The sequence below is a fragment of the Enterobacter sp. genome (assembly GCF_977039595.1).
In genome coordinates this window covers 1-22995 of record NZ_CDRQYH010000059.1, presented here as the reverse complement: position 1 = coordinate 22995, position 22995 = coordinate 1, and the positions used below count along the sequence as shown (strand labels likewise).

Annotated in this window: 21 protein-coding genes, 2 tRNA genes, 1 rRNA gene and 1 pseudogene; 18 read left to right on the top strand and 7 right to left on the bottom strand. The window is 56.4% G+C overall.

Annotated features, from left to right (window positions below; translation table 11 throughout):
* Positions 1-3 precede the first annotated feature (3 nt).
* The 3 genes from rrf (at position 4) to dkgB (ending at position 1216) form a co-directional block, all read left to right on the top strand.
* Positions 4-119: ribosomal RNA gene (gene rrf / locus ACWYRJ_RS16170) — 5S ribosomal RNA — on the top strand.
* Between the two features lie 56 nt (positions 120-175).
* Positions 176-252 (top strand) — tRNA-Asp (locus tag ACWYRJ_RS16165).
* Positions 253-412: 160 nt separating this feature from the next.
* Positions 413-1216: a 2,5-didehydrogluconate reductase DkgB gene (dkgB, locus tag ACWYRJ_RS16160; RefSeq protein ID WP_111965875.1), complete on the top strand. Its 804-nt coding sequence runs from the start codon at positions 413-415 to the stop codon at positions 1214-1216.
* A gap of 29 nt (positions 1217-1245) precedes the next feature.
* Here dkgB and yafC read toward each other — a convergent pair whose 3' ends face one another.
* Positions 1246-2151 carry a DNA-binding transcriptional regulator YafC gene (gene yafC, locus ACWYRJ_RS16155; RefSeq protein ID WP_045909864.1) on the bottom strand — a complete coding sequence of 302 codons (906 nt, stop codon included), beginning with the start codon at positions 2149-2151 and terminating at the stop codon, positions 1246-1248.
* A 104-nt stretch (positions 2152-2255) separates the two neighbouring features.
* Here yafC and ACWYRJ_RS16150 point away from each other — a divergent pair, with 104 nt between their 5' ends.
* From ACWYRJ_RS16150 to ACWYRJ_RS16140, 3 genes are all read left to right on the top strand, one after another.
* On the top strand, positions 2256-3377 hold the full coding sequence (locus ACWYRJ_RS16150) for an MFS transporter (protein ID WP_455508262.1): 1122 nt from the start codon (positions 2256-2258) through the stop codon (positions 3375-3377).
* Positions 3378-3513: 136 nt separating this feature from the next.
* Positions 3514-4314 carry an endonuclease/exonuclease/phosphatase family protein gene (locus ACWYRJ_RS16145; protein ID WP_024909448.1) on the top strand — a complete coding sequence of 267 codons (801 nt, stop codon included), beginning with the start codon at positions 3514-3516 and terminating at the stop codon, positions 4312-4314.
* 75 nt (positions 4315-4389) lie between these two features.
* The gene (locus ACWYRJ_RS16140; RefSeq protein ID WP_455508261.1) at positions 4390-5163 is read left to right on the top strand and encodes a class I SAM-dependent methyltransferase; all 774 of its coding nucleotides are present in this window, start codon (positions 4390-4392) and stop codon (positions 5161-5163) included.
* 52 nt (positions 5164-5215) lie between these two features.
* On the opposite strand, the gene mltD is transcribed toward ACWYRJ_RS16140, so the two are convergent.
* Complete coding sequence (gene mltD / locus ACWYRJ_RS16135) at positions 5216-6580, bottom strand: murein transglycosylase D (RefSeq protein ID WP_223581298.1); 1365 nt, start codon at positions 6578-6580, stop codon at positions 5216-5218.
* Between the two features lie 68 nt (positions 6581-6648).
* Entirely contained in the window at positions 6649-7407 is a 759-nt protein-coding gene (gene gloB / locus ACWYRJ_RS16130) for a hydroxyacylglutathione hydrolase (protein WP_455508260.1), read from the bottom strand.
* Between the two features lie 32 nt (positions 7408-7439).
* Here gloB and ACWYRJ_RS16125 point away from each other — a divergent pair, with 32 nt between their 5' ends.
* Positions 7440-8159 (top strand): class I SAM-dependent methyltransferase, encoded by a 720-nt coding sequence (locus ACWYRJ_RS16125; protein ID WP_111965870.1) that lies wholly within the window; start codon positions 7440-7442, stop codon positions 8157-8159.
* On the opposite strand, the gene rnhA is transcribed toward ACWYRJ_RS16125, so the two are convergent.
* Positions 8156-8623: a ribonuclease HI gene (gene rnhA, locus ACWYRJ_RS16120; protein ID WP_023334599.1), complete on the bottom strand. Its 468-nt coding sequence runs from the start codon at positions 8621-8623 to the stop codon at positions 8156-8158. The genes ACWYRJ_RS16125 and rnhA overlap by 4 nt on opposite strands.
* Before the next feature lie 64 nt (positions 8624-8687).
* Here rnhA and dnaQ point away from each other — a divergent pair, with 64 nt between their 5' ends.
* The 9 genes from dnaQ (at position 8688) to ACWYRJ_RS16075 (ending at position 17782) form a co-directional block, all read left to right on the top strand.
* Entirely contained in the window at positions 8688-9419 is a 732-nt protein-coding gene (dnaQ, locus tag ACWYRJ_RS16115) for a DNA polymerase III subunit epsilon (protein ID WP_048029949.1), read from the top strand.
* 132 nt (positions 9420-9551) lie between these two features.
* Positions 9552-9628: transfer RNA gene (locus ACWYRJ_RS16110), tRNA-Asp, on the top strand.
* A gap of 379 nt (positions 9629-10007) precedes the next feature.
* Positions 10008-10727 (top strand): FadR/GntR family transcriptional regulator, encoded by a 720-nt coding sequence (locus ACWYRJ_RS16105; RefSeq protein WP_111965869.1) that lies wholly within the window; start codon positions 10008-10010, stop codon positions 10725-10727.
* The gene (locus tag ACWYRJ_RS16100; RefSeq protein ID WP_455508259.1) at positions 10724-11737 is read left to right on the top strand and encodes an ABC transporter ATP-binding protein; all 1014 of its coding nucleotides are present in this window, start codon (positions 10724-10726) and stop codon (positions 11735-11737) included. The genes ACWYRJ_RS16105 and ACWYRJ_RS16100 overlap by 4 nt, the downstream gene beginning before the upstream one ends.
* A complete protein-coding gene (locus tag ACWYRJ_RS16095; protein ID WP_455508258.1) occupies positions 11734-12816 on the top strand; it encodes an ABC transporter ATP-binding protein in 1083 nt (360 codons plus the stop codon). The genes ACWYRJ_RS16100 and ACWYRJ_RS16095 overlap by 4 nt, the downstream gene beginning before the upstream one ends.
* 2 nt (positions 12817-12818) lie before the next feature.
* On the top strand, positions 12819-14333 hold the full coding sequence (locus ACWYRJ_RS16090) for an ABC transporter substrate-binding protein (protein WP_455508257.1): 1515 nt from the start codon (positions 12819-12821) through the stop codon (positions 14331-14333).
* Between the two features lie 18 nt (positions 14334-14351).
* Positions 14352-15293, top strand: a complete 942-nt coding sequence (locus ACWYRJ_RS16085) for an ABC transporter permease (RefSeq protein WP_149366163.1) — start codon at positions 14352-14354, stop codon at positions 15291-15293.
* Positions 15294-15295: 2 nt separating this feature from the next.
* Positions 15296-16171, top strand: coding sequence for an ABC transporter permease (locus ACWYRJ_RS16080; protein ID WP_455508256.1), 876 nt, complete (start codon positions 15296-15298; stop codon positions 16169-16171).
* 9 nt (positions 16172-16180) lie between these two features.
* Complete coding sequence (locus tag ACWYRJ_RS16075; RefSeq protein WP_455508263.1) at positions 16181-17782, top strand: gamma-glutamyltransferase family protein; 1602 nt, start codon at positions 16181-16183, stop codon at positions 17780-17782.
* A 51-nt stretch (positions 17783-17833) separates the two neighbouring features.
* Here the strand turns inward: ACWYRJ_RS16075 and ACWYRJ_RS16070 are convergent, their stop codons facing one another.
* Both ACWYRJ_RS16070 and fadE read right to left on the bottom strand, forming a co-directional pair.
* Positions 17834-18604 carry an amidohydrolase gene (locus tag ACWYRJ_RS16070; protein WP_023343415.1) on the bottom strand — a complete coding sequence of 257 codons (771 nt, stop codon included), beginning with the start codon at positions 18602-18604 and terminating at the stop codon, positions 17834-17836.
* Positions 18605-18712: 108 nt separating this feature from the next.
* Positions 18713-21157: an acyl-CoA dehydrogenase FadE gene (gene fadE, locus ACWYRJ_RS16065; protein WP_455508255.1), complete on the bottom strand. Its 2445-nt coding sequence runs from the start codon at positions 21155-21157 to the stop codon at positions 18713-18715.
* A gap of 239 nt (positions 21158-21396) precedes the next feature.
* On the opposite strand from fadE, the gene lpcA reads away from it, so the two are divergent.
* Together lpcA and ACWYRJ_RS16055 are read left to right on the top strand one after the other, a co-directional pair.
* Positions 21397-21975, top strand: a complete 579-nt coding sequence (lpcA, locus tag ACWYRJ_RS16060) for a D-sedoheptulose 7-phosphate isomerase (RefSeq protein WP_021242877.1) — start codon at positions 21397-21399, stop codon at positions 21973-21975.
* Between the two features lie 46 nt (positions 21976-22021).
* Complete coding sequence (locus tag ACWYRJ_RS16055; protein ID WP_028012073.1) at positions 22022-22789, top strand: class II glutamine amidotransferase; 768 nt, start codon at positions 22022-22024, stop codon at positions 22787-22789.
* Here the strand turns inward: ACWYRJ_RS16055 and ACWYRJ_RS16050 are convergent.
* A pseudogene (locus ACWYRJ_RS16050) lies at positions 22760-22995 on the bottom strand (peptidoglycan meso-diaminopimelic acid protein amidase); the annotation flags it as partial. The gene ACWYRJ_RS16055 and the pseudogene ACWYRJ_RS16050 overlap by 30 nt on opposite strands.

Genomic DNA, 22995 nt, shown 5'->3' with positions numbered 1-22995 from the left:
TTGCCTGGCGGCTTTAGCGCGGTGGTCCCACCTGACCCCATGCCGAACTCAGAAGTGAAACGCCGTAGCGCCGATGGTAGTGTGGGGTCTCCCCATGTGAGAGTAGGGAACTGCCAGGCATCAAATTAAGTAGTAAGCCGGTGCATTAATCCGGTGGTTACAAGCAGTCTTCGGTGGAGCGGTAGTTCAGTCGGTTAGAATACCTGCCTGTCACGCAGGGGGTCGCGGGTTCGAGTCCCGTCCGTTCCGCCACTTATTAAAAGCCCTGAGCGTCAGCTCAGGGCTTTTTTCTTATCTGATATTTAATTATTGCGAAATCAGCAAAAATCCTCTGCGTTTTACGATCTTTTTCTCCATAAAACCGCCAGCGATAATCGTCCTCAGTTTACGAACATAACCATTGAGGAATAGTATGACTCTCCCTGCATTTGGTCTGGGCACCTTCCGCCTGAAAGACGACGTAGTTATCGCATCAGTTAAAACCGCTCTTGAACTTGGCTATCGCGCAATTGATACGGCACAGATCTATGAAAACGAAGCTGCCGTTGGACAAGCTCTCGAAGAGAGTGGTGTACCGCGTAATGAGCTGTTCATTACCACGAAAATCTGGATTGAGAATCTCAGCAAAGACACGCTGATCCCAAGCCTGAAAGAGAGCCTGAAAAAACTGCGTACTGACTACGTGGATTTGACGCTGATCCACTGGCCATCGCCGAACGATGCCGTCTCCGTGGAAGATTTCATGCAGGCGCTGCTGGAAGCGAAAAAGCAGGGATTAACCCGCGAAATTGGGATCTCCAACTTCACGATCCCGCTGATGGAAAAAGCTATTGCTGCTGTTGGCGCAGAAAATATTGCGACCAACCAGATTGAGCTGTCTCCGTACCTGCAAAATCGTAAAGTCGTGGACTGGGCAAAACAGCACGGGATCCATATCACCTCATACATGACGCTGGCCTACGGTAAGGCGCTGAAAGATGAAGTGATTACGCGTATCGCTGAGAAACATAACGCGACTGCCGCGCAGGTCATTCTGGCATGGGCAATGGGTGAAGGTTATGCCGTGATCCCATCATCAACTAAGCGTGAAAACCTGGCCAGCAACCTGTTAGCAATGGATCTTCATCTGGATGCTGACGATAAAAAAGCGATTGCCGCGCTGGAGTGCAACGATCGTCTGGTCAGCCCGGAAGGTTTAGCTCCTGACTGGGATTAAGTTTGACCCGCCCTCTGTAACCTGAACCCTCACACAGCTCCTCCGGGAGCTGTTTTTATATGTTCACTCAGAAAATCAATAAAGGCACGAATGCGCGTACTTACCGCTCTGTCACTGTAATACACTGCGCTAAAAGGCATTTCGACCGGCAAGCGTTTATCGGCCATCAATTCCACCAGCTCACCCCGGGCAATCTCCTTATCAATCATATAATCTGACAAGCAGGCGATACCATTGCCTTCAAGGCACAGCTGCTTCAGCGTTTCCCCGCTGTTAGACGACAATCCGCTGGTAATTTCATGAAGTTGACCATCATGACAGGCGACAGGCCAGGTGTTCAGCGATACCGGCTCCGTAAAGCCTAGGCACAGATGTTGCTTCAGTTCTTCAACCGTCTCCGGTTTACCATGTTCAGCAATATACTGTGGCGACGCGATAATTTTACGGTAGCTGGCAAACAGAGGGCGGGCACGCAAGCTTGAATCGGTCAGCGTTCCCGCCCGAATAGCCACATCCACTTTACGCTCGATGAGGTTAATAAACGTCTCTGAGGAGACGAGAGAAAGCGTCATCTCCGGATAGCGTTCGCGGAAAGGTTTGATCAGCGGCATCAGAAAGTGAAGCACTACCGGCGTGGCTGCATCAATGCGCAGCAATCCGCGCGGCGTGCTGCGGGTCTCCATTATCTCGGTCTCCGCTGCGGCCATCTCCTGCAGTACCGACTGCACGCGGCGAAAATAACGCTCTCCTTCTTCCGTCAGGCTCAGCTGTCGCGTCGTTCGGTTGAGCAAACTCACTCCAAGCTTCATCTCCAGTTTTTTTACCGAACGGCTGATGGCTGAGTTAGCCTGTCCCAGCTGTTCGGCCGCGCGGCTAAAGCTGCCGCTTTCAACGACGGCGACAAAGATTGTCAGCTCTTCCGATGTAGCTTTCATTGTTGCACCACCTGCAAAATTCTATTGAGATTTTGACCATTTTTGTTATTTAAGCACTGACGCATACTGCCTGTCATCTTAATCCTGATGATACGGAGTATTTTATGCCACTGGCGCTACTTGCCCTGACGATCAGTGCCTTTGCAATTGGCACGACCGAATTTGTTATCGTGGGACTGGTTCCCACTATTGCTAACCAGCTTGCGATCTCGTTACCCTCTGCCGGGCTGTTGGTGTCTATCTACGCTCTGGGCGTCGCCGTCGGAGCACCAGTGCTGACGGCACTGACCGGGCGTTTTCCGCGTAAGCAGCTGTTAGTCGCGCTGATGGTGCTGTTCACCGCCGGCAACATTCTGGCCTGGCAGGCACCGGACTACACCACGCTGGTGATTGCCCGTCTGTTGACCGGCCTTGCGCACGGGGTGTTCTTCTCGATTGGTTCCACTATTGCAACCAGCCTGGTACCCAAAGAGAAAGCGGCCTCCGCCATTGCGATCATGTTTGGTGGACTGACCGTTGCACTCGTTACGGGCGTACCGCTGGGAACGTTCATCGGACAACACTTCGGCTGGCGTGAAACGTTCCTGGCCGTCTCCTTACTGGGGGTCATCGCCCTGGTGACCAGCCTGCTGCTGGTGCCGTCGAATATTCCAGGCCGGGCGAGCGCCAGCCTGCGCGATCAGCTGAAGGTGCTTACGCATCCGCGTTTGCTGATCATCTACGCGGTAACTGCATTGGGTTATGGCGGCGTATTCACCGCTTTCACCTTCCTGGCGCCGATGATGCAGGATCTGGCTGGCTTCTCCCCCAATGCCGTAAGCTGGATTTTGCTGGGATACGGTATTTCCGTTGCCATTGGCAATATCTGGGGCGGCAAGCTTGCGGATAAGCATGGCGCGGTACCTGCGCTGAAATTTATCTTCGCCGCGCTGGTCACGGTTCTTGTCATGGGGATCTTCGCCTTTGGCAACGTGCCCGGGCTTCAGGTCTACGTTGTACAGAAAGCCGAGCTTTATACGCCTAATGCAGTGGATGTGGCTTCTGGCCTGAATATTGCCGCTTTCAATATTGGTATTGCGCTGGGCTCCATCGTTGGTGGGCAAACCGTCGAACACTTCGGATTAACCCAGACCCCGTGGATTGGAGCGGTGATTGTCCTGGTGGCCTTCCTGCTGATTGGCCTGAGTGGGCGCCTTGATAAACCTGCTCGCGTCGCGCTGGGTTAATATAAGTAAGCGCTTGCTTACAAAACTGGAAAGCGGTTTCTCAGAAATTGCGTTGAAAGTATGACCTAAAGTCCCTATAACATTAGAACCAGTCCGTTTTCCGGGCTGGTTCATGTTACAGAGGCTGTTTCCAAAAGTGCGAAAAAATACCTATGCCATGCGTTATGTTGCCGGAATGCCCGCGGAGAGGATCTTGCCTCCGGGGTCATTTGCGAGCATAAGCCAGGCATTACCCGCCGGTACACCGTTAAGTAGCGATGAGAAAATCCGCGTACTGGTGTGGAATATCTTTAAGCAGCAGCGTGCCGAATGGTTATCGGTACTCAAGAATTTTGGAAAAGATGCCCACCTGGTTCTGCTCCAGGAGGCGCAAACCACCCCGGAGCTGGTACGGTTTGCCACCACGAACTATCTTGCCGCCGACCAGGTGCCTGCGTTTGTTCTGCCGCAACATCCCTCAGGCGTGATGACGCTTTCTGCAGCACATCCGGTCTATTGCTGTCCGCTGCGCGAACGCGAGCCTATCCTGCGTCTGGCGAAATCGGCGCTGGTGACGGTCTATCCGCTGCCGGATACCAGAATGCTGATGGTTGTGAATATCCATGCGGTAAATTTCAGCCTGGGCGTGGATGTCTACAGTAAGCAGTTACTTCCCATTGGCGATCAGATAGCGCATCACAGCGGGCCCATCATTATGGCCGGCGATTTCAATGCCTGGAGCCGTCCGCGCATGAATGCGCTCTATCGCTTCGCGCGCGAAATGTCGCTGCGTGAAGTTCGTTTTAGCGACGACCAGCGCAAAAAAGCCTTTGGTCGTCCTCTCGATTTCGTCTTCTATCGTGGTTTGAGCGTGCACGATGCCTCTGTTCTGGTGACGCGCGCCTCGGATCATAACCCTCTACTAGTCGAATTCAGTCCCGGCAAACCTGATAAATAATGGTGTGTCAGGTCTGCCGTGGGGCAGGCCTGCGCGGGTGCTGCCCTTTAATTTTCACTCACAAAGGACAGTACGATGACAACAACACACTCCCATCATGACAACGTAGAAAGACAGTTTGGTTCTCAGGCAAGTGCCTATCTGAGCAGCGCCGTTCACGCTTCCGGTCGCGATCTGGTGCGTCTCGGTGAGCGCCTGTCGGCATTTCCGCAGGCGCACGTGCTGGATTTAGGCTGCGGGGCAGGGCATGCCAGCTTTACGGCTGCGCAGCAGGTGGCGCACGTTACCGCGTATGACTTATCCAGCCAGATGCTGGACGTTGTTGCCGAGGCGGCGAAAGCGAAGGGGCTGAACAACATCAATACGCGCCAGGGCTATGCCGAATCCTTACCGTTTGATGATGCGTCGTTTGAGGTGGTTATCAGCCGTTATTCCGCGCACCACTGGCATGATGTCGGCCAGGCATTACGCGAGGTCAAACGCGTTCTGAAGCCGGGCGGAACATTCATCATTATGGATGTGATGTCACCTGGACATCCGGTGCGCAATATCTGGCTGCAAACGGTAGAAGCGCTGCGCGATACTTCGCACGTGCAAAATTACTCCAGCGGAGAGTGGTTGTCGCTTATAACTGAAGCGGGGCTGATCGCGCGCGCGTTGATTACCGATCGCTTACCGCTGGAGTTCAGTTCCTGGATCGCTCGTATGCGCACTCCGGAATCATTAAGCCAGGCGATCAGGCTGTATCAGGAGAGTGCATCCGCGGAGGTAAAGGCGTACTTTGAACTGCAGAACGATGGTTCATTCACCAGCGATACCATCATGGCTGAAGCGCAAAAAGCGGGATAAACAAAAAAGGCACCGAGGGGAATCGGTGCCTTTTTATCTTTCGATCGTGCTATCAGGAGTCTGGCGTAGCGCTGTTCTTCACAAAAAGCGTCAGCTGGTCGCCAGGTTTAAGATTGTCAGTATCATTGTTCCAACGCATCACATCCTTGATGTTTACGCCGTGTCGTTTTGCGATACTGGACAGTGAATCGCCCTTGCGCACGCGATAGGTAATACTATCGCTGTTGCTGGCGAGACGCTGCGCGCTGCTACCTGCACCTACCGTCAGAGTCTGACCCACTTTCAGGCCGGAGCTGCGCAGATTATTCCACTGCTGCAGATCTTTCGCATTCACGCCAAGACGTGACGCAATGCCCGAAAGCGTATCACCTGAACGAACCTTATAGCTACGGGTGTTGACTGATGAAGCATCCGCGATCAGCGTTGACTGAACGGCGGCGATTTCACCAGAAGCTAAAGACTCACGTAACTGGTCAGCATGTTTCTGCGGAACCATTACATACTGCGGGCCACTTGCCCCCAGGGTTGAGCCTTTAACGCCAGCATTAAAGGTTTTCAATTTACTTACCGACATACCCGTCATATCAGCAACCTGTTTAATATCAACTGGATTGCTGAGGCGAACACGCGCCAGTGCACGACTTTCGTCTGGTGTTGGCAGTTGTACACCGTAACGCTTGCTGTTCTTGAGAATATCGCTCAAAGCCAGCATTTTCGGTACGTAAATCTTTGTTTCCTGTGGCAGTGAGAGCGACCAAAAATCGGTGGATTTACCCCGTGCTTTATTCGCTTTCATTGCCTTCAGTACACGACCTTCGCCACTATTATACGCTGCGACCGTTAACAGCCAGTCGCCGTCAAACATCTTGTTCAGACGTTGCATCATGTCGAGAGCGGCTGTCGTTGAAGCGACAACATCACGACGCGCATCATAGTTGCGGGTCTGTTTCAGACCATAGTTTCGCCCTGTGCTCGGAATGATCTGCCAAATGCCTGCGGCATTGGCGCCAGACGTTGCGTGTGGGTCAAAAGCGCTCTCCACTATGGGTAGGAGTACCAGCTCCATAGGCATGTTACGTTTCTTAACTTGCCCGGCTATCCAGTACATATACGGCTCTGCCCGTAACGTTACATCGTGGAGATAGCTCTTATTTCTTAAATACTTCTGTTTCTGTTCGCGAATCCGGGTATTTTCCGGAATTCCCATCTTTAGCTCGTCGCCAATAGAGGTCCACAAGTCTTGATCCTGCGCGAAAGATGTTCCATCGTCCATCCAGCGCGCCGAACTTGCAAACTTCCCTGCTTCCCCTTGACCAGCTGCAGAAAGGCTCTGTGCGTGCTGTTGTACGTTGCTGCCATTCTGTGACTGGCAACCTACAAGCAGGACAGAGGCGAGTAATATCGCTTTTGCCTTCATGTGTGTGTCAATAGTTGCTTAAAAGACGAGCGATGATAACGGCGAAATTTTGAAAAGGCAACCCGCAATTATCTGAAGTTATCTTTCTTTGACCTTAACCATGCAAATCGCTGTTCTGGTTGTTGCAAATTTGTTTCTTGGTTAATTTTATTAATTAAATCAGTATCATCTGTTCGTAAAAATAAATTAATTTGGCGCTCGTTTTTCAGAATTACGGGGAGTGTTTTTTGGTTTTTTGCACGTAACTCCTTCACTTTGTGATAATAATCCTGAATCGCCCGATCCTCAGGCAACAGGCAGACGGCAAATTTCATATTTCCTAATGTATACTCATGAGCGCAACAAATAACGGTGTCATCGGGCAATGCGTTAATCTTCTGTAAAGACTGGTACATTTGCGCTGGCGTACCTTCAAACAATCTTCCGCAGCCTCCGGAGAACAGGGTGTCGCCGCAAAAAAGATAAGGCTTACTGTAGAAACACAGATGTCCCAAAGTGTGACCCGGTGTAGCAAATACGGAAAACTCCCACTCACGTATGAGGATATTTTCGCCTTCTTCGACTACATGCGTGACTCCCTTATCTTGTGCTTCTGCCGGTCCGTAAACCACAAGATGCGGAAAATGAGCGCGCAGTTCAGGCACGCCGCCAGTGTGATCGTTATGATGATGCGTCAACAGAATGGCTTCTGGCTGCCAGTCGTTCTCTTTTATTGCGCGCAGAACAGGGGCCGATTCTCCGGGATCGACAATGACGCATCGACAATCGTCGTCAACCAAAACCCAGATGTAACTGTCCTGAAACGCTGGAATACTGTTAAGATTCATACATTACCTCTTATAGCGTGGCGGGGGTTTTGATGAAACCGGCAAGGATACCTCAGACTGTCGCAGCACCGGAACGTTGGGCGGAATTGCCCTGGGGTGAATATTATCGCGAAGCGTTAGAACAACAGCTGAAGCCCTGGCTCGCGAAAATGTATGGCTTTCACCTGCTTAAGATTGGCAATCTCAGCGCGGAAATCAATACCGAAAGCTGCGCTATCTCGCATCAGGTCAACGTCTCTCTCGGCGGATCGCCGGTTCAGGTAAAAGCAGATCCGTTGCATCTGCCATTTGCGGAAAAATCCGTTGATGCGTGTTTACTCGCTCACACGCTGCCCTGGTGCAGCGATCCGCATCGTCTGCTTCGTGAAGCCGATCGCGTGCTTATTGATGACGGCTGGCTGGTACTTAGCGGATTCAATCCGTTAAGCCTGATGGGGCTGCGTAAGCTGGTGCCGGTGCTACGCAGGAATCCACCTTACAACAGCCGGATGTTCACCATGATGCGCCAGCTCGACTGGCTTTCACTGCTGAACTTTGAAGTGCTCTGCTACGGTGGTTTTCAGGTGCTGCCCTGGGCGCGTCAGGGTGGCGTGGTGCTGAGCACCCATCTCCCCGCCCTGGGCTGTTTGCAGTTTATCGTCGCGCGTAAGCGAACCATTCCGCTTACGCTTAACCCCATGAAGCAGAGCAAATCGAAAACGCCCATCCGCCAGACCGTCGGCGCGACGCGGCAGTACAAAAAAACCGATTAGACGTCGGGCTGATAGCCTGCATCTTCATGTGCAGGATTGGATGCCGCAGCACGCGCCAGTTCGTCGCAGCGTTCGTTTTCCGGGTGGCCTGCGTGGCCTTTAACCCACTCCCATTTAATCTGGTGCTGACCCAGCGCAGCATCAAGACGTTTCCAGAGATCGACGTTCTTGACCGGTTTTTTATCGGCGGTTTTCCAGCCGCGTTTTTTCCAGTTATGGATCCATTGGGTGATCCCCTGACGCACGTACTGACTGTCGGTACTTAACACCACGTCACAATGTTCTTTTAATGCCTCCAGCGCCACGATGGCCGCCATCAACTCCATCCGGTTGTTGGTGGTCAGAAAATAGCCTTCACTAAAGGTTTTTTCATGCTGGCGATAGCGCATAATCGCGCCGTAGCCGCCGGGCCCTGGGTTACCGAGACAAGATCCATCGGTGAAAATTTCTACCTGTTTACGCATCTCTGGTAGACTTCCTGTATTCGAAACGTTCAGTTAAACGATAAGTCTGACATAAATGACCGCTATGAGCACTGCAATTACTCGCCAGATCGTCCTCGATACCGAAACCACCGGTATGAACCAGATCGGCGCGCACTACGAAGGGCATAAGATCATCGAGATCGGCGCCGTTGAAGTGGTGAACCGTCGTCTAACGGGGAACAACTTCCACGTTTACCTCAAGCCCGATCGGCTGGTGGACCCCGAAGCGTTCGGCGTTCACGGGATTGCCGATGAGTTCTTGCTGGATAAGCCGACGTTTGCGGATGTGGCTGACGAGTTCCTGGAATACATCAAGGGCGCTGAGCTTGTCATCCATAACGCCTCGTTCGATATCGGCTTTATGGACTATGAATTCAGCAAGCTTAATCGTGATATCCCGAAGACGAACACCTTCTGTAAGGTAACAGACAGTCTGGCGCTGGCAAGGAAGATGTTCCCCGGCAAGCGTAACAGCCTGGATGCACTCTGCTCACGCTACGAGATAGACAATACCAAGCGAACGCTCCACGGGGCGTTGCTCGATGCCCAGATCCTGGCCGATGTCTATCTGACGATGACCGGCGGGCAGACGTCAATGAAGTTCAGTATGGAAAATGAGTCGCAGCAGACGCAGGGCGAAGCGGGCATTCAGCGTGTTGTTCGTCAGGCCAGTCGGTTGCGGGTTGTTTTAGCCAGTGATGAAGAGCTGCTTAACCACGAATCCCGTCTTGATCTGGTGCAGAAGAAGGGCGGCAGCTGTCTGTGGCGTGCCTGAAAAAGCGCCGGAATGCCTGTAAAATCATCGGTTGGGCGATTTTTGCAGCAAACGATTCAAAACGCGAGAAAAAGCGTTGACGAGATCGGAGGCGCACCGTAATATGCGCCTCGTTCCCCAAACGGGAACAGTGGAGCGGTAGTTCAGTCGGTTAGAATACCTGCCTGTCACGCAGGGGGTCGCGGGTTCGAGTCCCGTCCGTTCCGCCACTATTCAGAAGGCCTGAATCAGAAATGATTCAGGCCTTCGTCGTTTCAGCGTTCTGTAATCTCATCCTCTCTCTTGTCGTTAACAAAAAGTTAATGTCTATAGTGCAATTAATTAACAATTGCACAGGTGTAGTGCGTTATTTGCACTGTTGTTGTGCATTTTGCCACCACGCCTCTCTTCAGACCTCATTCAGAATGTGTCTTTCTGTAAAAATAATTCACGCAGAATCATTTGGTTATCTCCCGCTTGCCAAAAAAATACCGAACCAATTACGTATTGGTTTGGTTATTGCTTAATCATTAGCACGATAAGCGTCATTCCATATCAATAACTTATCGTTAATAAAAATAAAGTCATGATGAAAGCGAGCGAACCAATATGGAAAAACCGTCACGGTTTCTGGCCAATTCCAGCACCGCGCTTGAGCAGTTGCGCGGGCTTATCAACCAGCACGAGTCAACACCAGGCATACCGCTGCCCACGGAACGTGAGCTGTCGGACACACTCGGCGTAGGACGACGTGAAGTGCGTCGTGCGCTGGATGTGCTGGAAGAAGAGGGGCGCATCTGGCGTAAGCAGGGCAAAGGGACCTTTATTGGCCCGGCGGCACCTGTTGAACCGCTGGCCCTTCAGGGATTGGTTCAGCAGACCAACCTTCTGGAAGTGATGGAAGCTCGTCTACAGCTCGAACCCGGCTTAGCCCGGCTTGCGGCACTGCGTGCCACCAGGGAAAACCTCGCGCTTATGCAGCGCATGCTGGAACGCATCGACAAGGTCAGCCCGGACGACCGCGATCTTAACGAACTCTGGGATAGCGCCTTTCACCGGGCGATTGCCGAGGCTGCGGGCAACCGCCTGATGCTCGGCCTGTTTGATGCCATTGATGCCGTTCGGCGCGAACCGGGCTGGCAGCATCTGCGTGAATTAGCCCGCACGCCCGAACGTGTCGACAGCTATAACGACCACCACCATAAGATCATGTCTGCGATTATCCATCGCCAGCCTAATGAAGCCGCGGCCGCCATGCGCGAACACCTGCTCAACCTGCAAACCGCCCTGATTCAGGCGATCCACCTCGAGGACGACTTCACGCCATGACGACTATACCTTTTAAGGACGCAACGCCCGTATTGCGAGTGCAAAACCTCAACGTTACGTTTGCTGGCTCGCCGGTTAGCGTGCTTGACGGTATCTCGCTGACCGTCAGGGCGGGCGAAACGCTGGCGCTGGTGGGGGAGTCCGGCTGCGGGAAAAGTATTACCTCACTGGCGCTGATGGGGTTATTGCCTGCCAGCGCACAGATCGTCAGCGGGGAGATGCTGTTTCGCCGCCACGATCTGCGCAAGCTCTCGCCGCGGGAATATGCCGACCTGCGCGGCAGCGAGCTGGCGATGGTTTTTCAGGAGCCGATGACCTCGCTCAATCCGGCATTTACGCTGGGGGATCAGCTGAGCGAAGCGGTTATGCGACACCAGAACGTCTCGCGCGCAGAGGCGATGAAGGTCGCGCTGCAGATCCTCGATAAAGTGCAGATCCCGGCGGCAGAGATGCGCCTCAAGGCTTATCCTCACCAGCTTTCCGGCGGCATGCGCCAGCGGGTGATGATTGCAATGGCGCTGATTAACCACCCCAAACTGCTGATTGCCGACGAACCGACCACTGCGCTCGACGTCACCATCCAGGCGCAAATCCTCGCCTTGCTCAACACCTTAAAAGAAGAAACCGGCACGGCGGTACTGATGATCACCCACGATTTGGGCGTGGTGGCAGAAGTCGCCCAGCAGGTAGCGGTGATGTATGCCGGACAGGTAGTGGAGCAGGGAAGCGTGGAGGCGATATTTGCCGATCCGCAGCACCCTTACACCATCGGCCTGATGGGCTCGATTCCCTCCCTTGGCGCACGCAAGGGCCAGCTCTCCACCATTCCCGGCGCGGTCCCGCTCCCGGAATCCATGCCGCAAGGCTGCCGTTTTGCGACGCGCTGCCCGTTTGCGCAGTCGCGCTGCCATGATGAAAAACCGCAGCTCACCACGCTCGGCGCGAGCCATCGGGTCGCCTGCTTCCGCGTGCCGCTCGAACATCACATTGCCCTTGGAGAGACCGCATGACCACGCCCATACTTGAAGCCCGTGATCTCAGCAAGCTTTTCCCAGGCCCCAAAAAGCTCTTTACTCCGGCACGGTTTGTCACGGCGGTCGATCGCGTGTCGCTTGCCGTCATGCCGGGCGAAACGTTGGCAATTGTCGGCGAGTCCGGCTCCGGAAAATCCACGCTTGGCCGTCTGCTGCTGCGCCTGCTGGCCGCCAGCGGAGGGCGCGTATTTTATCAGGGGGAAGAGATCACCCACGCCTCGGGCGCGCGCCTCAATCAGCTCCGCCGCGAGCTGCAGATCATCTTTCAGGATCCCTTCGCGTCCCTGAACCCACGCATGACGGTGGAGCAGATCGTCGGTGAGCCGCTGTGGCTGCACCAGAATATGAAGAAAGCGGACCGTCAGTACCGCGTCGCCGAACTGCTTAAGACCGTAGGCTTGCCTGCCGCCTGGGCCGGGCGCTATCCGCACGAGTTTTCCGGCGGGCAACGCCAGCGTATCGGCATTGCGCGCGCGCTGGCCTCGGGACCGAAGCTGCTGCTGGGGGATGAGCCGGTTTCCGCGCTGGACGTCTCCGTCCAGGCGCAGGTGGTTAACCTGCTGGAGAGCCTGAAGAACCAGCTGGGGCTGACGATGGTGATTGTCGCCCACGGTCTGGCGGTGATCCGCCACATGAGCGATCGCGTGGCGGTCATGTATCTCGGGCAAATCGTCGAGCTTGCCACCGTTGACGAGATTTTTGACGCGCCGCTGCACCCCTATACTCAGGCGCTGATCGCCTCGGCGCCGCAGATGCAGCCGGGCACTGAACGCGACGCACCGCTGCTGCAGGGGGATCTGCCCAACCCGGCCAGCCCGCCGTCCGGCTGTCGTTTCCACACCCGCTGCCCGTACGGCACCGACGAATGCCGCCAGGTTGAGCCGATCAATCAGGTGCTCGACGGTGGACGTCAGGTTGCCTGCCACCGCTGGCAGGAGATCAACCGCGATCGCAGCGTTATTCAGATCGCACCGCCATCCGCCGCATTTCTGCGCCGCCGCGCGCTGTTTGAACACGCGGTTACCCACTCGTCCCTTCCTTCAAGGAACTCATGATAATGACAATCCGTAATTCTCTTTTGACCGTACTGGGAAGCGTTATGTTGCTTGGCGCGGCGCTGCCCGCCCATTCTGAAAGCGTGCTGCGTATTGGCCTCGGGGCAGACCCGGACATGCTCGACCCGCATCTGGCGCGTACCTACTATGGCCGCTTCGTCTTTGCCTCCCTGTGCGACAGGCTGGTGGACGTGGATGAAAACCTGAAGGTCGTCCCCGGTCTGGCCAAAGACTGGGCGTGGAGTGACGACGGTAAAACCCTGACGCTCAATCTGCGCGAAGGCGTCACCTTCCACGACGGTGAGAAATTCGATGCTGCCGCGGCAAAATACAACCTCGACCGCGCCCTGACCTTAAAAGGCTCTCTGCGTAAAAGCGAGATCTCCTCCGTTGAATCGGTAGAGGTTACCGGCCCGATGCAGATTGCGCTGCACCTGAAAACGCCTGATGCCGCGCTGCTGATGCAGCTCACCGACCGCGCGGGCGCGATGATGGCCCCTGAGGCGGCGAAAAAGCCTGACTTTGCCGCCCATCCTGTCTGTTCTGGCCCGTATAAATTCGACAGCCGCGTGTCCCAGGACCGCATCGTTTTGAGCCGCTTCGACAACTACTGGAACAAAGACGCCTACCACTTCGACAAAATTATCTATCTGCCGATCCCTGATGCCTCCGTGCGTCTGGCGAACCTGCGCGCGGGGGATCTCGATCTGACCGAAGGCATCGCCGCCAGCGACGTGAAAACCGTCGAAGCCGACAGCAAGCTGGCGCTGGCGAAGGTAACTGGCCTGGGCTATCAGGGCATTACCTTCAACATCAACAACGGCAAGGTGCCGGCCAACGACCCGTTCAAAGATGCCCGCGTGCGCGAGGCCTTCTCGCAGGCTATCGACCGCGATGCGTTAAACCAGGTGGTCTTTGAAGGACTGTATACGCCAGCCAACCAGGCGTTTTCGACGGTCAGCCCGTATCACGTTAACCTGCCGGTCCCACCACGTGACGTCGACAAGGCCAAAGCACTGCTGAAAGCGGCAGGCATTACCGCGCCGCTAAACGTCAACCTGCTGGTGCCGAACAACCCAACCTCACAGCAGGTGGGGCAGGTGCTGCAGGCGATGGTCGCCGAGGCGGGCTTTAACCTGAACCTGCAGATGACCGAATTCGCCACGCTGCTCGACCGCCAGCAGAGCGGGGATTATCAACTGAGCTTCTCCGGCTGGTCGGGGCGCCCGGACCCGGACGGCAGCATCTACGGCTTTATCAACAGCAAAGGCACGCTTAACGATGGCCGCTACAGCAACGCGCAGGTCGATGAGTGGCTGATCCAGGCGCGCCAGAGCACCGACCAGGCCGCGCGCCAGCCGCTGTACGACAAGGTGGTGAAGCAGCTGCAAACGGATATGCCGATTGCCTACCTCTACTTCGAGCCGCGCATTTTCGGTCTGAACAAAAGCGTGCAGGGCTTTAAGCCATACCCGGACGGCATCGTGCGTCTGGCGGGTTTGACGCTGGCGAAATAAACGTCCTGAGGAGAACCCATGCTGGAACTGATTTGCAAACGTCTGCTGCTGGCTATTCCGACGCTATTGCTGGTGAGCATGATGGTGTTCGGGCTGCAAAAGCTGCTGCCCGGCGACCCGCTGATTGCAATGGCCGGTGAGGAACGCGATCCGGCGGTGATCGCCCAGCTGCGCGCGGAGCTGAACCTGGATGCGCCGATCCCGGTTCAGTATTTCCACTGGCTGACGCGGGCGCTGCAGGGCGATCTGGGCGTTTCCTTGCGCACGCACGAGCCGGTGACCGAGCTTATCGCCAGCAAGCTGCCGGTCACGCTGGAGCTGTCGCTGCTGGCGATGATTATCGCGCTGGTGTTTGGCATCAGCATGGGGATCCTCGCGGCGGTGAACAAAAACAGCTGGGTCGATCACGGGGCGAACTTCGTGGCGATCTCGGGGATCTCGATCCCGCACTTCTGGCTGGGGATCCTGTTGATTCTGGTCTTTTCGGTAAACCTGCAGTGGCTCCCCGCGTCCGGCTATGTGCCGTTCAGTGAAGATCCGCTCCAGAACCTGCGCACGCTGCTGCTCCCCGCATCCGTGCTCGGAACGGGTCTCGCGGCAACGCTGATGCGCCACACCCGCGCCTCGATGATTGCCGTGCTGAAGGCGGACTATATCCGCACCGCGCGGGCGAAAGGGCTACTGCCGAAAGCGGTGATCCTGAAGCACGCCTTTCGCAACGCGCTGGTGCCGGTAATCACCCTCACCACGCTGCTGTTCGGCGAGCTGCTGGGCGGCGCGGTGCTGACCGAGCAGGTTTTCACCATTCCGGGCTTCGGCAAGATGATCGTTGACTCGGTTTTCAACCGTGACTACGCGGTGGTGCAGGGCGTGGTGCTGATTGTGGCAATCGGCTTCCTGATGCTCAACCTGCTGGCGGACGTGCTCTACGTCCTTATCAATCCGAAAATGCGAGGGTAACCATGGCGGAACTGACGACGCAAACCGTTGTGCCCGCGCTGCCGAAGGCGCAAAACCGGGTGCTGAAGAAATTCCTCGGCAATAAAAGCGCGGTGATCGGTGCGGTGGTGGTGGGTTTCTTTGTGCTGGTGGCGCTGCTGGCACCGTGGATCGCCCCGTTCGATCCGGTTAAAGCTAACTTCCTGGCGGTGCGCAAAGCGCCGTCGGCGATGTACTGGTTCGGCACCGACGAGCTGGGGCGCGACATTCTATCCCGCATTATCTGGGGGGCGCGCACCTCGCTGATGGCGGGCTGTATGTCGGTCATTATCGCGGTGGTTATCGGCGTGCCGCTGGGGCTGGTGGCGGGCTACTTCCAGAAGATGTGGGACGGCGTGATCTCGCGGTTTATCGAGGCGCTGCTGGCGTGTCCGTTCCTGATCATGGCGATCGCGCTAGGGGCGTTTTTGGGCCCGAGCCTGACGAACGCCATGATCGCCATCGGTCTTTCGGCGATGCCGATCTTCGCCCGCCTGACGCGCGGTCAGGTGATCGCTATTCGCAACGAAGAGTATATCGACGGCGCGCGGGCGATTGGCCTGCCGGATCGCTGGATCATCATCAAATACGTCCTGCCCAACGTGATGTCGCCGATCCTGGTGCAGGCCACGCTGGCGATTGCCTCAGCGATTATCGCCGAAGCCAGCCTGTCGTTTTTAGGGCTGGGGCAGCAGCCACCCAATCCGTCCTGGGGCTCAATGCTCAACACCGCGAAAGGGTTTCTTGAGCAGGCGCCGTGGATGTCTGTTTTCCCCGGCGTGGCGATTTTCCTTGCCGTGCAGGGCTTTAATTTACTTGGCGACGGGCTGCGCGATGCGCTCGATCCGCGCCACGACTAAGGAGTCATGATGACCAAAGCGCTTGATTTTACGTCCGGTTACGCTTCACGACGCCCGCCAATGATGGGCCATAATGCTGTTGCCACGTCGCAACCCCTGGCGGCGCAGGCGGGGATGAAGATGCTGCAGCTGGGCGGCAACGCCGTTGATGCGGCCATTGCCACCGCGATGGCGCTGACGGTAGTAGAGCCGACTGGTAACGGGATCGGCAGCGACGCCTTTGCCATCGTCTGGGACGGCGAAAAGCTGCACGGCCTGAACGCGTCCGGTCGTTCGCCTGCGAGCTGGCATGCGGATCTGTTTGCCGGTAAAACCGCGGTGCCGGAAATCGGCTGGGACGCGGTGACCGTGCCGGGGGCGGTATCCGGCTGGGTCGCACTGGCGGAACGCTTCGGCACGCTGCCGCTGACCACGCTGGCGCAGCCCGCCATTGACTACGCGCGCAACGGTTTCCCGGTCTCCCCGCTGATTGGCCATCTCTGGCAGCGCGGCTATAGCAAGCTGAAAGAACAGCCGGGCTTCAGCGCCTGCTTCGCGCCGGAAGGCCGCGCCCCGCGCGTGGGGGAAATCTTCCGTAACCCGGCGCAGGCGAACTCGCTGGAGCTGATCGCCCGCACCAACGGCGAAGCCTTTTACCGCGGCGAGCTGGCGCAGAAAATTGCTGCCTTCGCCAAAGAACATGGCGCGCACCTGACGGCTGAGGATCTGGCGAGCCATCGCGTGGACTGGGTAGAACTGCTGTCGCGCGACTTCGCGGGCGGTTCGGTGCAGGAGCTGCCGCCAAACGGCCAGGGGATCGCCACGCTGATTGCGCTCGGCATTCTTGAGCAGTGCGGCATTGAGAAGCATCATCCGGATTCCGTGCAGTCCCTGCACCTGTCCATTGAGGCGATGAAGCTGGCGCTGGCGGATCTCGACCGCTACGTGGCGGATGAAGACCATATGGCGTTCGCGGCGAAAGAGCTGCTGAGCGACCATTATCTGAAGTCACGCGCGGCGCTTATCGATCATGACAAGGCGTCCGATTTTGTCTACGGTTCCCCGACCCAGAGCGGCACGGTCTACATCAGCAGCGCGGACGCCAGCGGAATGATGGTCTCGTTTATTCAGTCCAACTATATGGGCTTTGGATCAGGCATCGTGGTGCCTGACACCGGCATCAGCCTGCAAAACCGGGGCTGTGGTTTTTCGCTTGATCCCAGTCACCCGAACGCGCTGGCGGGCAGCAAGCGCCCGTTCCACACCATCATTCCGGGCTTTGCGATGGACGGCAACGGCCAGCCGCTGATGTCCTTCGGCGTGATGGGCGGCCCGATGCAGGCGCAGGGGCACATGCAGATGGCGCTGCGCATTATGCTGCACGGGCAAAACCCGCAGGCGGCAATCGACGCCCCGCGCTGGCGCGTGGTGCAGGGCAGGGAGGTGATCGTTGAATCGACGTTCGATCGCAACACGATTGCCGCCCTGCGCGAGCGCGGACATCAGATCGTAGTGGAAGATCCGCTTCAGGATTACAACTTCGGTGGCGCGCAGGTAATTTACCGCCTGCCGGAAGGGCACTACGTGGCCGCGACGGAAAGCCGCAAGGACGGGCAGGCGCTGGTGAGTTAATGTTTTATCCTCCCTCTCCCTTTGGGAGAGGGGCGGGGTGAGGGGATAATTTCACTCAATGCTAAACGGATCCGCATCCTGCCACGCCGGGAACTTCTCCCGATACTCCTTCAGCGCCGTCAACGACAGTTCGGCATCAATGCGCGTTGCCTGGTGCGGCTCGGCGGTGGCGATGATCTCGCCCTGCGGGTTCACCACCCGGCTGTCGCCGCGATAGTGATGCCCGTTGCCGTCCGTCCCCACGCGGTTGCAGCCCACCACGTACGCCTGGTTCTCAATCGCGCGCGCCACCAGCAGCGACTGCCAGTGCAGGGAGCGCGGTGCAGGCCAGTTGGCAACATACAGCGCCAGGTCGTAATCGTTGCGGTTACGCGACCACACCGGGAAACGCAGGTCGTAGCAGACCAGCGGCAAAATACGCCAGCCGCGCCATTCAAACACCACGCGCTCGTTACCGGCTTCATAGTGATGATGCTCATCCGCCATGCGGAACAGGTGGCGTTTATCGTAGAAATGCACTTTCCCTTCCGGCTCCACCAGCAGGAAGCGGTTCACCGGCCCGCGTTCGGTCTGCAGAGCGGCGCTTCCGGCAATCAGCGCGTTGGTCTGCTGCGCTTTGGCATGCATCCAGGCGACCACCTCATCCTGAGGCATTGACTGTTTTGCCGCTTCCATGGCGAAGCCGGTGGTGAACATTTCCGGCAGGACAATCACATCACGCCCGGTAATGTCTTCCAGTTGACGATCAAAGTGGCGCAGGTTGGCGGGGCCATCCATCCACACTAAAGGTTGCTGCAAAATAGAAATCTTCAGACCAGGCACAATTCAGACTCCTCAAACGACCACTTTTTGACACTGTAGCACGACATAACGAGAAAATGTGGCAATAAAAAACCCCGCGCGAGGCGGGGTTTGTATAAGCGAAACGCGTTATGCCGCTTCAGGTTTGCGGTGCTTCTCCGGCAGCTTTACCGGCTGCGTCGCCAGCTCGTCCGGTTCGAAATCATCCACGTTAATGCTGCGCAGACGGCTCTCTTCGGCTTTCACCAGCAGAGCGGCTTCATCTTTATTGATAATACCGCCTGCGAGCGCCTGTTTTGCCAGTTCGTCCAGACGGGTAAACGGCAGGTTTTTGCCCAACTGTTTACAGATCTTCTGATGAATCGGGTCGGCAGCCATCACGTCCAGCAGCGCCTCTTCCAGCAGACCCACCGGGTTATGCTGCGTCGGTGCCAGATACTGACCGCGACCGATGCGGGAGCGGGTTGCGCTCGGAACCTGCAGGATCTTCGCCACCTTGTGGTCCAGCTTGTCGGACGGCGCCAGATGGTGACGACCGGTCGGGAAGATCACCGCGCGCAGGGCACCCGCCACGAAGCGGTTCGGGAAGTTTGCCAGCAGATCGTCAATCGCCTGTTCAGCCTGATACATCGCATCCTGAACGCCCCAGTGTACCAGCGGCAGATCCGCTTCCTGACGGCCTTCATCGTCGTAGCGCTTCAGGACCGCCGAGGCCAGGAAGATCTGGCTCAACACATCGCCCAGACGGGCAGAGATACGCTCGCGACGCTTCAGGCTACCGCCCAGCACCGCCATGGAGACGTCAGACAGCAGGGCCAGGTTGGCGCTCAGACGGTTCAGATGCTGGTAATAACGTTTGGTTTCATCGCCGGTTGGCGTGGCGCTGGTAAGACCGCGCGTCAGGCCCAGCCAGAAGCTACGTACCTTGTTGCTGCCCACGTGACCGATATGTTTGAACAGCAGCTTATCGAAGGCATCCACGTCGTTGTTCTGCGCAGCGGCCATCTCTTCCAGCACGTACGGATGGCAGCGAATTGCGCCCTGACCGAAGATCATCATGCTGCGGGTCAGGATGTTCGCCCCTTCCACGGTGATGGCAATCGGTGCGCCCTGATAGCCGCGCGCCAGGAAGTTGCCTTCGCCGAGCATAATGCCTTTACCGCCAGCAATATCCATCGCGTCAATGATCGACTGCTGCGCGCGGTGGGTACAGTGGTACTTCACAATGGCGGACAGCACGGCCGGTTTCTCGCCCAGCATAATGCCGTAGGTAATCAGCGTGGCGGCGGCGTCCATCACGTAGGCGTTGCCCGCGATACGCGCCAGCGGCTCTTCGATACCTTCCATCTTGCCGATGGAAATTTTGAACTGACGGCGGATGTGGGCGTAGGCACCAATCCCCATCGCCACAGACTTCAGACCGCCGGTTGAGTTCGACGGCAGGGTAATACCGCGACCCACAGACAGACATTCTACCAGCATACGCCAGCCCTGACCGGCCATTTTCGGACCACCGATGATGTAGTCAATCGGTACAAAGATATCCTGGCCGCGGGTCGGACCGTTCTGGAACGGTACGTTCAGCGGGAAGTGACGACGACCAATTTCAACGCCTGGGGTAGAGGTTGGGATCAGCGCACAGGTAATGCCCAGATCTTCTTCGCCGCCCAGCAGTCTTTCCGGATCAGAGAGCTTAAAGGCCAGACCCAGCACGGTGGCGATAGGCGCCAGGGTGATATAACGCTTGTTCCAGGTCAGGCGCATGCCCAGTACCTGCTCGCCCTGCCACTCGCCCATGCAGACCACGCCGGTATCCGGGATCGCGCCCGCATCGGAGCCCGCTTCCGGGCTGGTCAGCGCGAAGCAAGGGATTTCCTGACCGCGTGCCAGACGCGGCAGGTAGTGATCTTTCTGCTCTTCAGTACCGTAATGCTGCAGCAGTTCGCCCGGGCCTAAGGAGTTAGGCACGCCAACGGTAATCGCCAGGATCCCGGAGACGCCCGCCAGCTTTTGCAGGACGCGAGCCTGAGCGTAGGCGGAGAACTCCAGGCCGCCGTACTCTTTCTTAATGATCATCGCGAAGAAGCGATGCTCTTTCAGGTACGCCCACAGTTCCGGCGGAAGGTCAGCCATTTCATGGGTGATGGCAAAGTCGTTTGCCATGCGGCACGCTTCTTCAACCGGGCCGTCAATAAAGGCCTGTTCTTCAGCGGTCAGGCGCGGCTGCGGATAGTTATGCAGCTTTTTCCAGTCCGGGTTGCCCTGGAACAGATCGCCTTCCCACCAGGTGGTGCCTGCGTCAATCGCTTCTTTCTCGGTACGCGACATTGGCGGCATCACTTTGCGAAAGCCCTTGAACACCGGCGCAGAGATCATTGATTTACGCATCGGGGCAAAGTTAAACGGCAGAAGAATGATGGCAAGAGGGACTAAAAGCCAGATATTCCAGAGACCTGCGGCGCCAAGCGCAGCCGTCCAGGCCAGAAGAATCAGGCTGCTCAGGAATAAACTCACGCGGTGATAGAACAACACACCGAGCAGAACAACGGTTGCGAGAATGCTCAAAATCATCATAAAGAAAAGCTCCCTTGCTTGTAGGAGGTCTGACCACTTGTGATGATATGGTTGTAGTTGATGTGAATTCCTTTAGCAATGTGTTTACAAAATAATTACAACCTGGTTCACATTGTTCGTGTTTTAGCCGGCATAAAAAATCAAAACGCCGGACGATTCGCATGGCTTTAGCTTCTCGCTTTTCCCGCTATCCGGTACACTCCACTGTGTTATTTCATCAATACTGAAGGATTATCCTCATGTACCAGGATCTTATTCGTAACGAACTGAACGAAGCGGCGGAAACGCTGGCTAACTTTCTGAAAGATGATGCCAATATTCACGCTATTCAGCGCGCAGCGGTCCTGCTGGCCGACAGCTTCAAAGCGGGTGGCAAAGTGCTCTCCTGCGGTAACGGCGGCTCTCACTGTGACGCGATGCACTTCGCAGAAGAGCTGACCGGACGCTATCGCGAAAACCGTCCTGGCTACCCGGCGATTGCGATTTCCGACGTGAGCCATATCTCCTGCGTGGGCAACGACTTCGGTTACGATCACATCTTCTCCCGCTATGTTGAAGCGGTAGGCCGTGAAGGCGACGTGCTGCTGGGGATTTCGACCTCCGGTAACTCCGGCAACGTGATCAAAGCGATCGCCGCCGCGCGTGAAAAAGGGATGAAAGTCATCACCCTGACAGGTAAAGATGGCGGTAAGATGGACGGTACGGCGGATGTCGAAATTCGCGTTCCGCACTTCGGTTATGCTGACCGCATTCAGGAAATTCACATCAAAGTGATCCACATCCTGATCCAGCTGATCGAAAAAGAGATGGCTAAGTAAGACTTCGCTGGGGGCATTCTTGCCCCCGCTGTTGTGGAGGTGATGTATGTGCGAACTGCTCGGGATGAGCGCGAATGTGCCAACCGATATCTGCTTTAGTTTCACCGGGCTGGTGCAGCGCGGTGGAGGAACCGGGCCGCATAAAGACGGCTGGGGCATCACCTTCTACGAAGGCAAAGGGTGTCGCACGTTCAAAGATCCCCAGCCCAGCTTTAACTCACCGATTGCCAAACTGGTGCAGGACTATCCCATTAAATCCTGTTCGGTGATCGCGCATATTCGCCAGGCAAACCGCGGCGAAGTTGCGCTGGAAAATACCCATCCCTTTACCCGCGAGCTGTGGGGCCGTAACTGGACCTACGCGCACAACGGGCAGCTTACGGGCTATAAATCTCTGGAAACGGGCAACTTCCGTCCGGTGGGCGAAACGGACAGCGAGAAGGCCTTCTGCTGGCTGCTGCATAAGCTGACGGAACGTTATCCGCGCACGCCCGGCAATATGGCCGCCGTATTCAAATACATCGCGACGCTGGCAGCTGAATTGCGTGAAAAAGGCGTGTTTAACATGCTGTTGTCTGACGGGCGCTACGTGATGGCGTTCTGCTCGACGAATCTCTTCTGGATCACGCGCCGTGCGCCGTTTGGCGTTGCTACGCTGCTCGATCAGGATGTGGAGATAGATTTTCAGAAAGAGACCACACCGAACGATGTGGTCACCGTTATTGCAACGCAGCCGCTGACGGGCAACGAAACCTGGCAAAAGATTATGCCAGGCGAGTGGGTGCTATTTTGTCTCGGGGACCGTGTAATTTGACGCCAGCTGCGGGTGGACGACTTCGTGGCTCAGCGGTTTGCTGACCACGTAACGGCCATCAACGATAGAGACTACCGGCGGCTTGTGGGTCTGCTCAAAGTAGTCATAACCCGGCTTGAGCTGTTTCCAGAAATCGGCGTAGTAAGAGTACTTATGGCGCGCCATATTGGCATCGGTCATGCGGAACGGATAGATGCTGACCTGAA

What these genes read in the sequence shown, in the direction of transcription:
- dkgB (WP_111965875.1), top strand. Translation starts at nt 413, where the DNA reads ATGACTCTCCCTGCATTTGGTCTGGGCACCTTCCGCCTGAAAGACGAC.
- yafC (WP_045909864.1), bottom strand. Translation starts at nt 2,151, where the DNA reads ATGAAAGCTACATCGGAAGAGCTGACAATCTTTGTCGCCGTCGTTGAA.
- ACWYRJ_RS16150 (WP_455508262.1), top strand. Translation starts at nt 2,256, where the DNA reads ATGCCACTGGCGCTACTTGCCCTGACGATCAGTGCCTTTGCAATTGGC.
- ACWYRJ_RS16140 (WP_455508261.1), top strand. Translation starts at nt 4,390, where the DNA reads ATGACAACAACACACTCCCATCATGACAACGTAGAAAGACAGTTTGGT.
- mltD (WP_223581298.1), bottom strand. Translation starts at nt 6,580, where the DNA reads ATGAAGGCAAAAGCGATATTACTCGCCTCTGTCCTGCTTGTAGGTTGC.
- gloB (WP_455508260.1), bottom strand. Translation starts at nt 7,407, where the DNA reads ATGAATCTTAACAGTATTCCAGCGTTTCAGGACAGTTACATCTGGGTT.
- ACWYRJ_RS16125 (WP_111965870.1), top strand. Translation starts at nt 7,440, where the DNA reads ATGAAACCGGCAAGGATACCTCAGACTGTCGCAGCACCGGAACGTTGG.
- rnhA (WP_023334599.1), bottom strand. Translation starts at nt 8,623, where the DNA reads ATGCGTAAACAGGTAGAAATTTTCACCGATGGATCTTGTCTCGGTAAC.
- dnaQ (WP_048029949.1), top strand. Translation starts at nt 8,688, where the DNA reads ATGAGCACTGCAATTACTCGCCAGATCGTCCTCGATACCGAAACCACC.
- ACWYRJ_RS16105 (WP_111965869.1), top strand. Translation starts at nt 10,008, where the DNA reads ATGGAAAAACCGTCACGGTTTCTGGCCAATTCCAGCACCGCGCTTGAG.
- ACWYRJ_RS16100 (WP_455508259.1), top strand. Translation starts at nt 10,724, where the DNA reads ATGACGACTATACCTTTTAAGGACGCAACGCCCGTATTGCGAGTGCAA.
- ACWYRJ_RS16095 (WP_455508258.1), top strand. Translation starts at nt 11,734, where the DNA reads ATGACCACGCCCATACTTGAAGCCCGTGATCTCAGCAAGCTTTTCCCA.
- ACWYRJ_RS16090 (WP_455508257.1), top strand. Translation starts at nt 12,819, where the DNA reads ATGACAATCCGTAATTCTCTTTTGACCGTACTGGGAAGCGTTATGTTG.
- ACWYRJ_RS16085 (WP_149366163.1), top strand. Translation starts at nt 14,352, where the DNA reads ATGCTGGAACTGATTTGCAAACGTCTGCTGCTGGCTATTCCGACGCTA.
- ACWYRJ_RS16080 (WP_455508256.1), top strand. Translation starts at nt 15,296, where the DNA reads ATGGCGGAACTGACGACGCAAACCGTTGTGCCCGCGCTGCCGAAGGCG.
- ACWYRJ_RS16075 (WP_455508263.1), top strand. Translation starts at nt 16,181, where the DNA reads ATGACCAAAGCGCTTGATTTTACGTCCGGTTACGCTTCACGACGCCCG.
- fadE (WP_455508255.1), bottom strand. Translation starts at nt 21,157, where the DNA reads ATGATGATTTTGAGCATTCTCGCAACCGTTGTTCTGCTCGGTGTGTTG.
- lpcA (WP_021242877.1), top strand. Translation starts at nt 21,397, where the DNA reads ATGTACCAGGATCTTATTCGTAACGAACTGAACGAAGCGGCGGAAACG.
- ACWYRJ_RS16055 (WP_028012073.1), top strand. Translation starts at nt 22,022, where the DNA reads ATGTGCGAACTGCTCGGGATGAGCGCGAATGTGCCAACCGATATCTGC.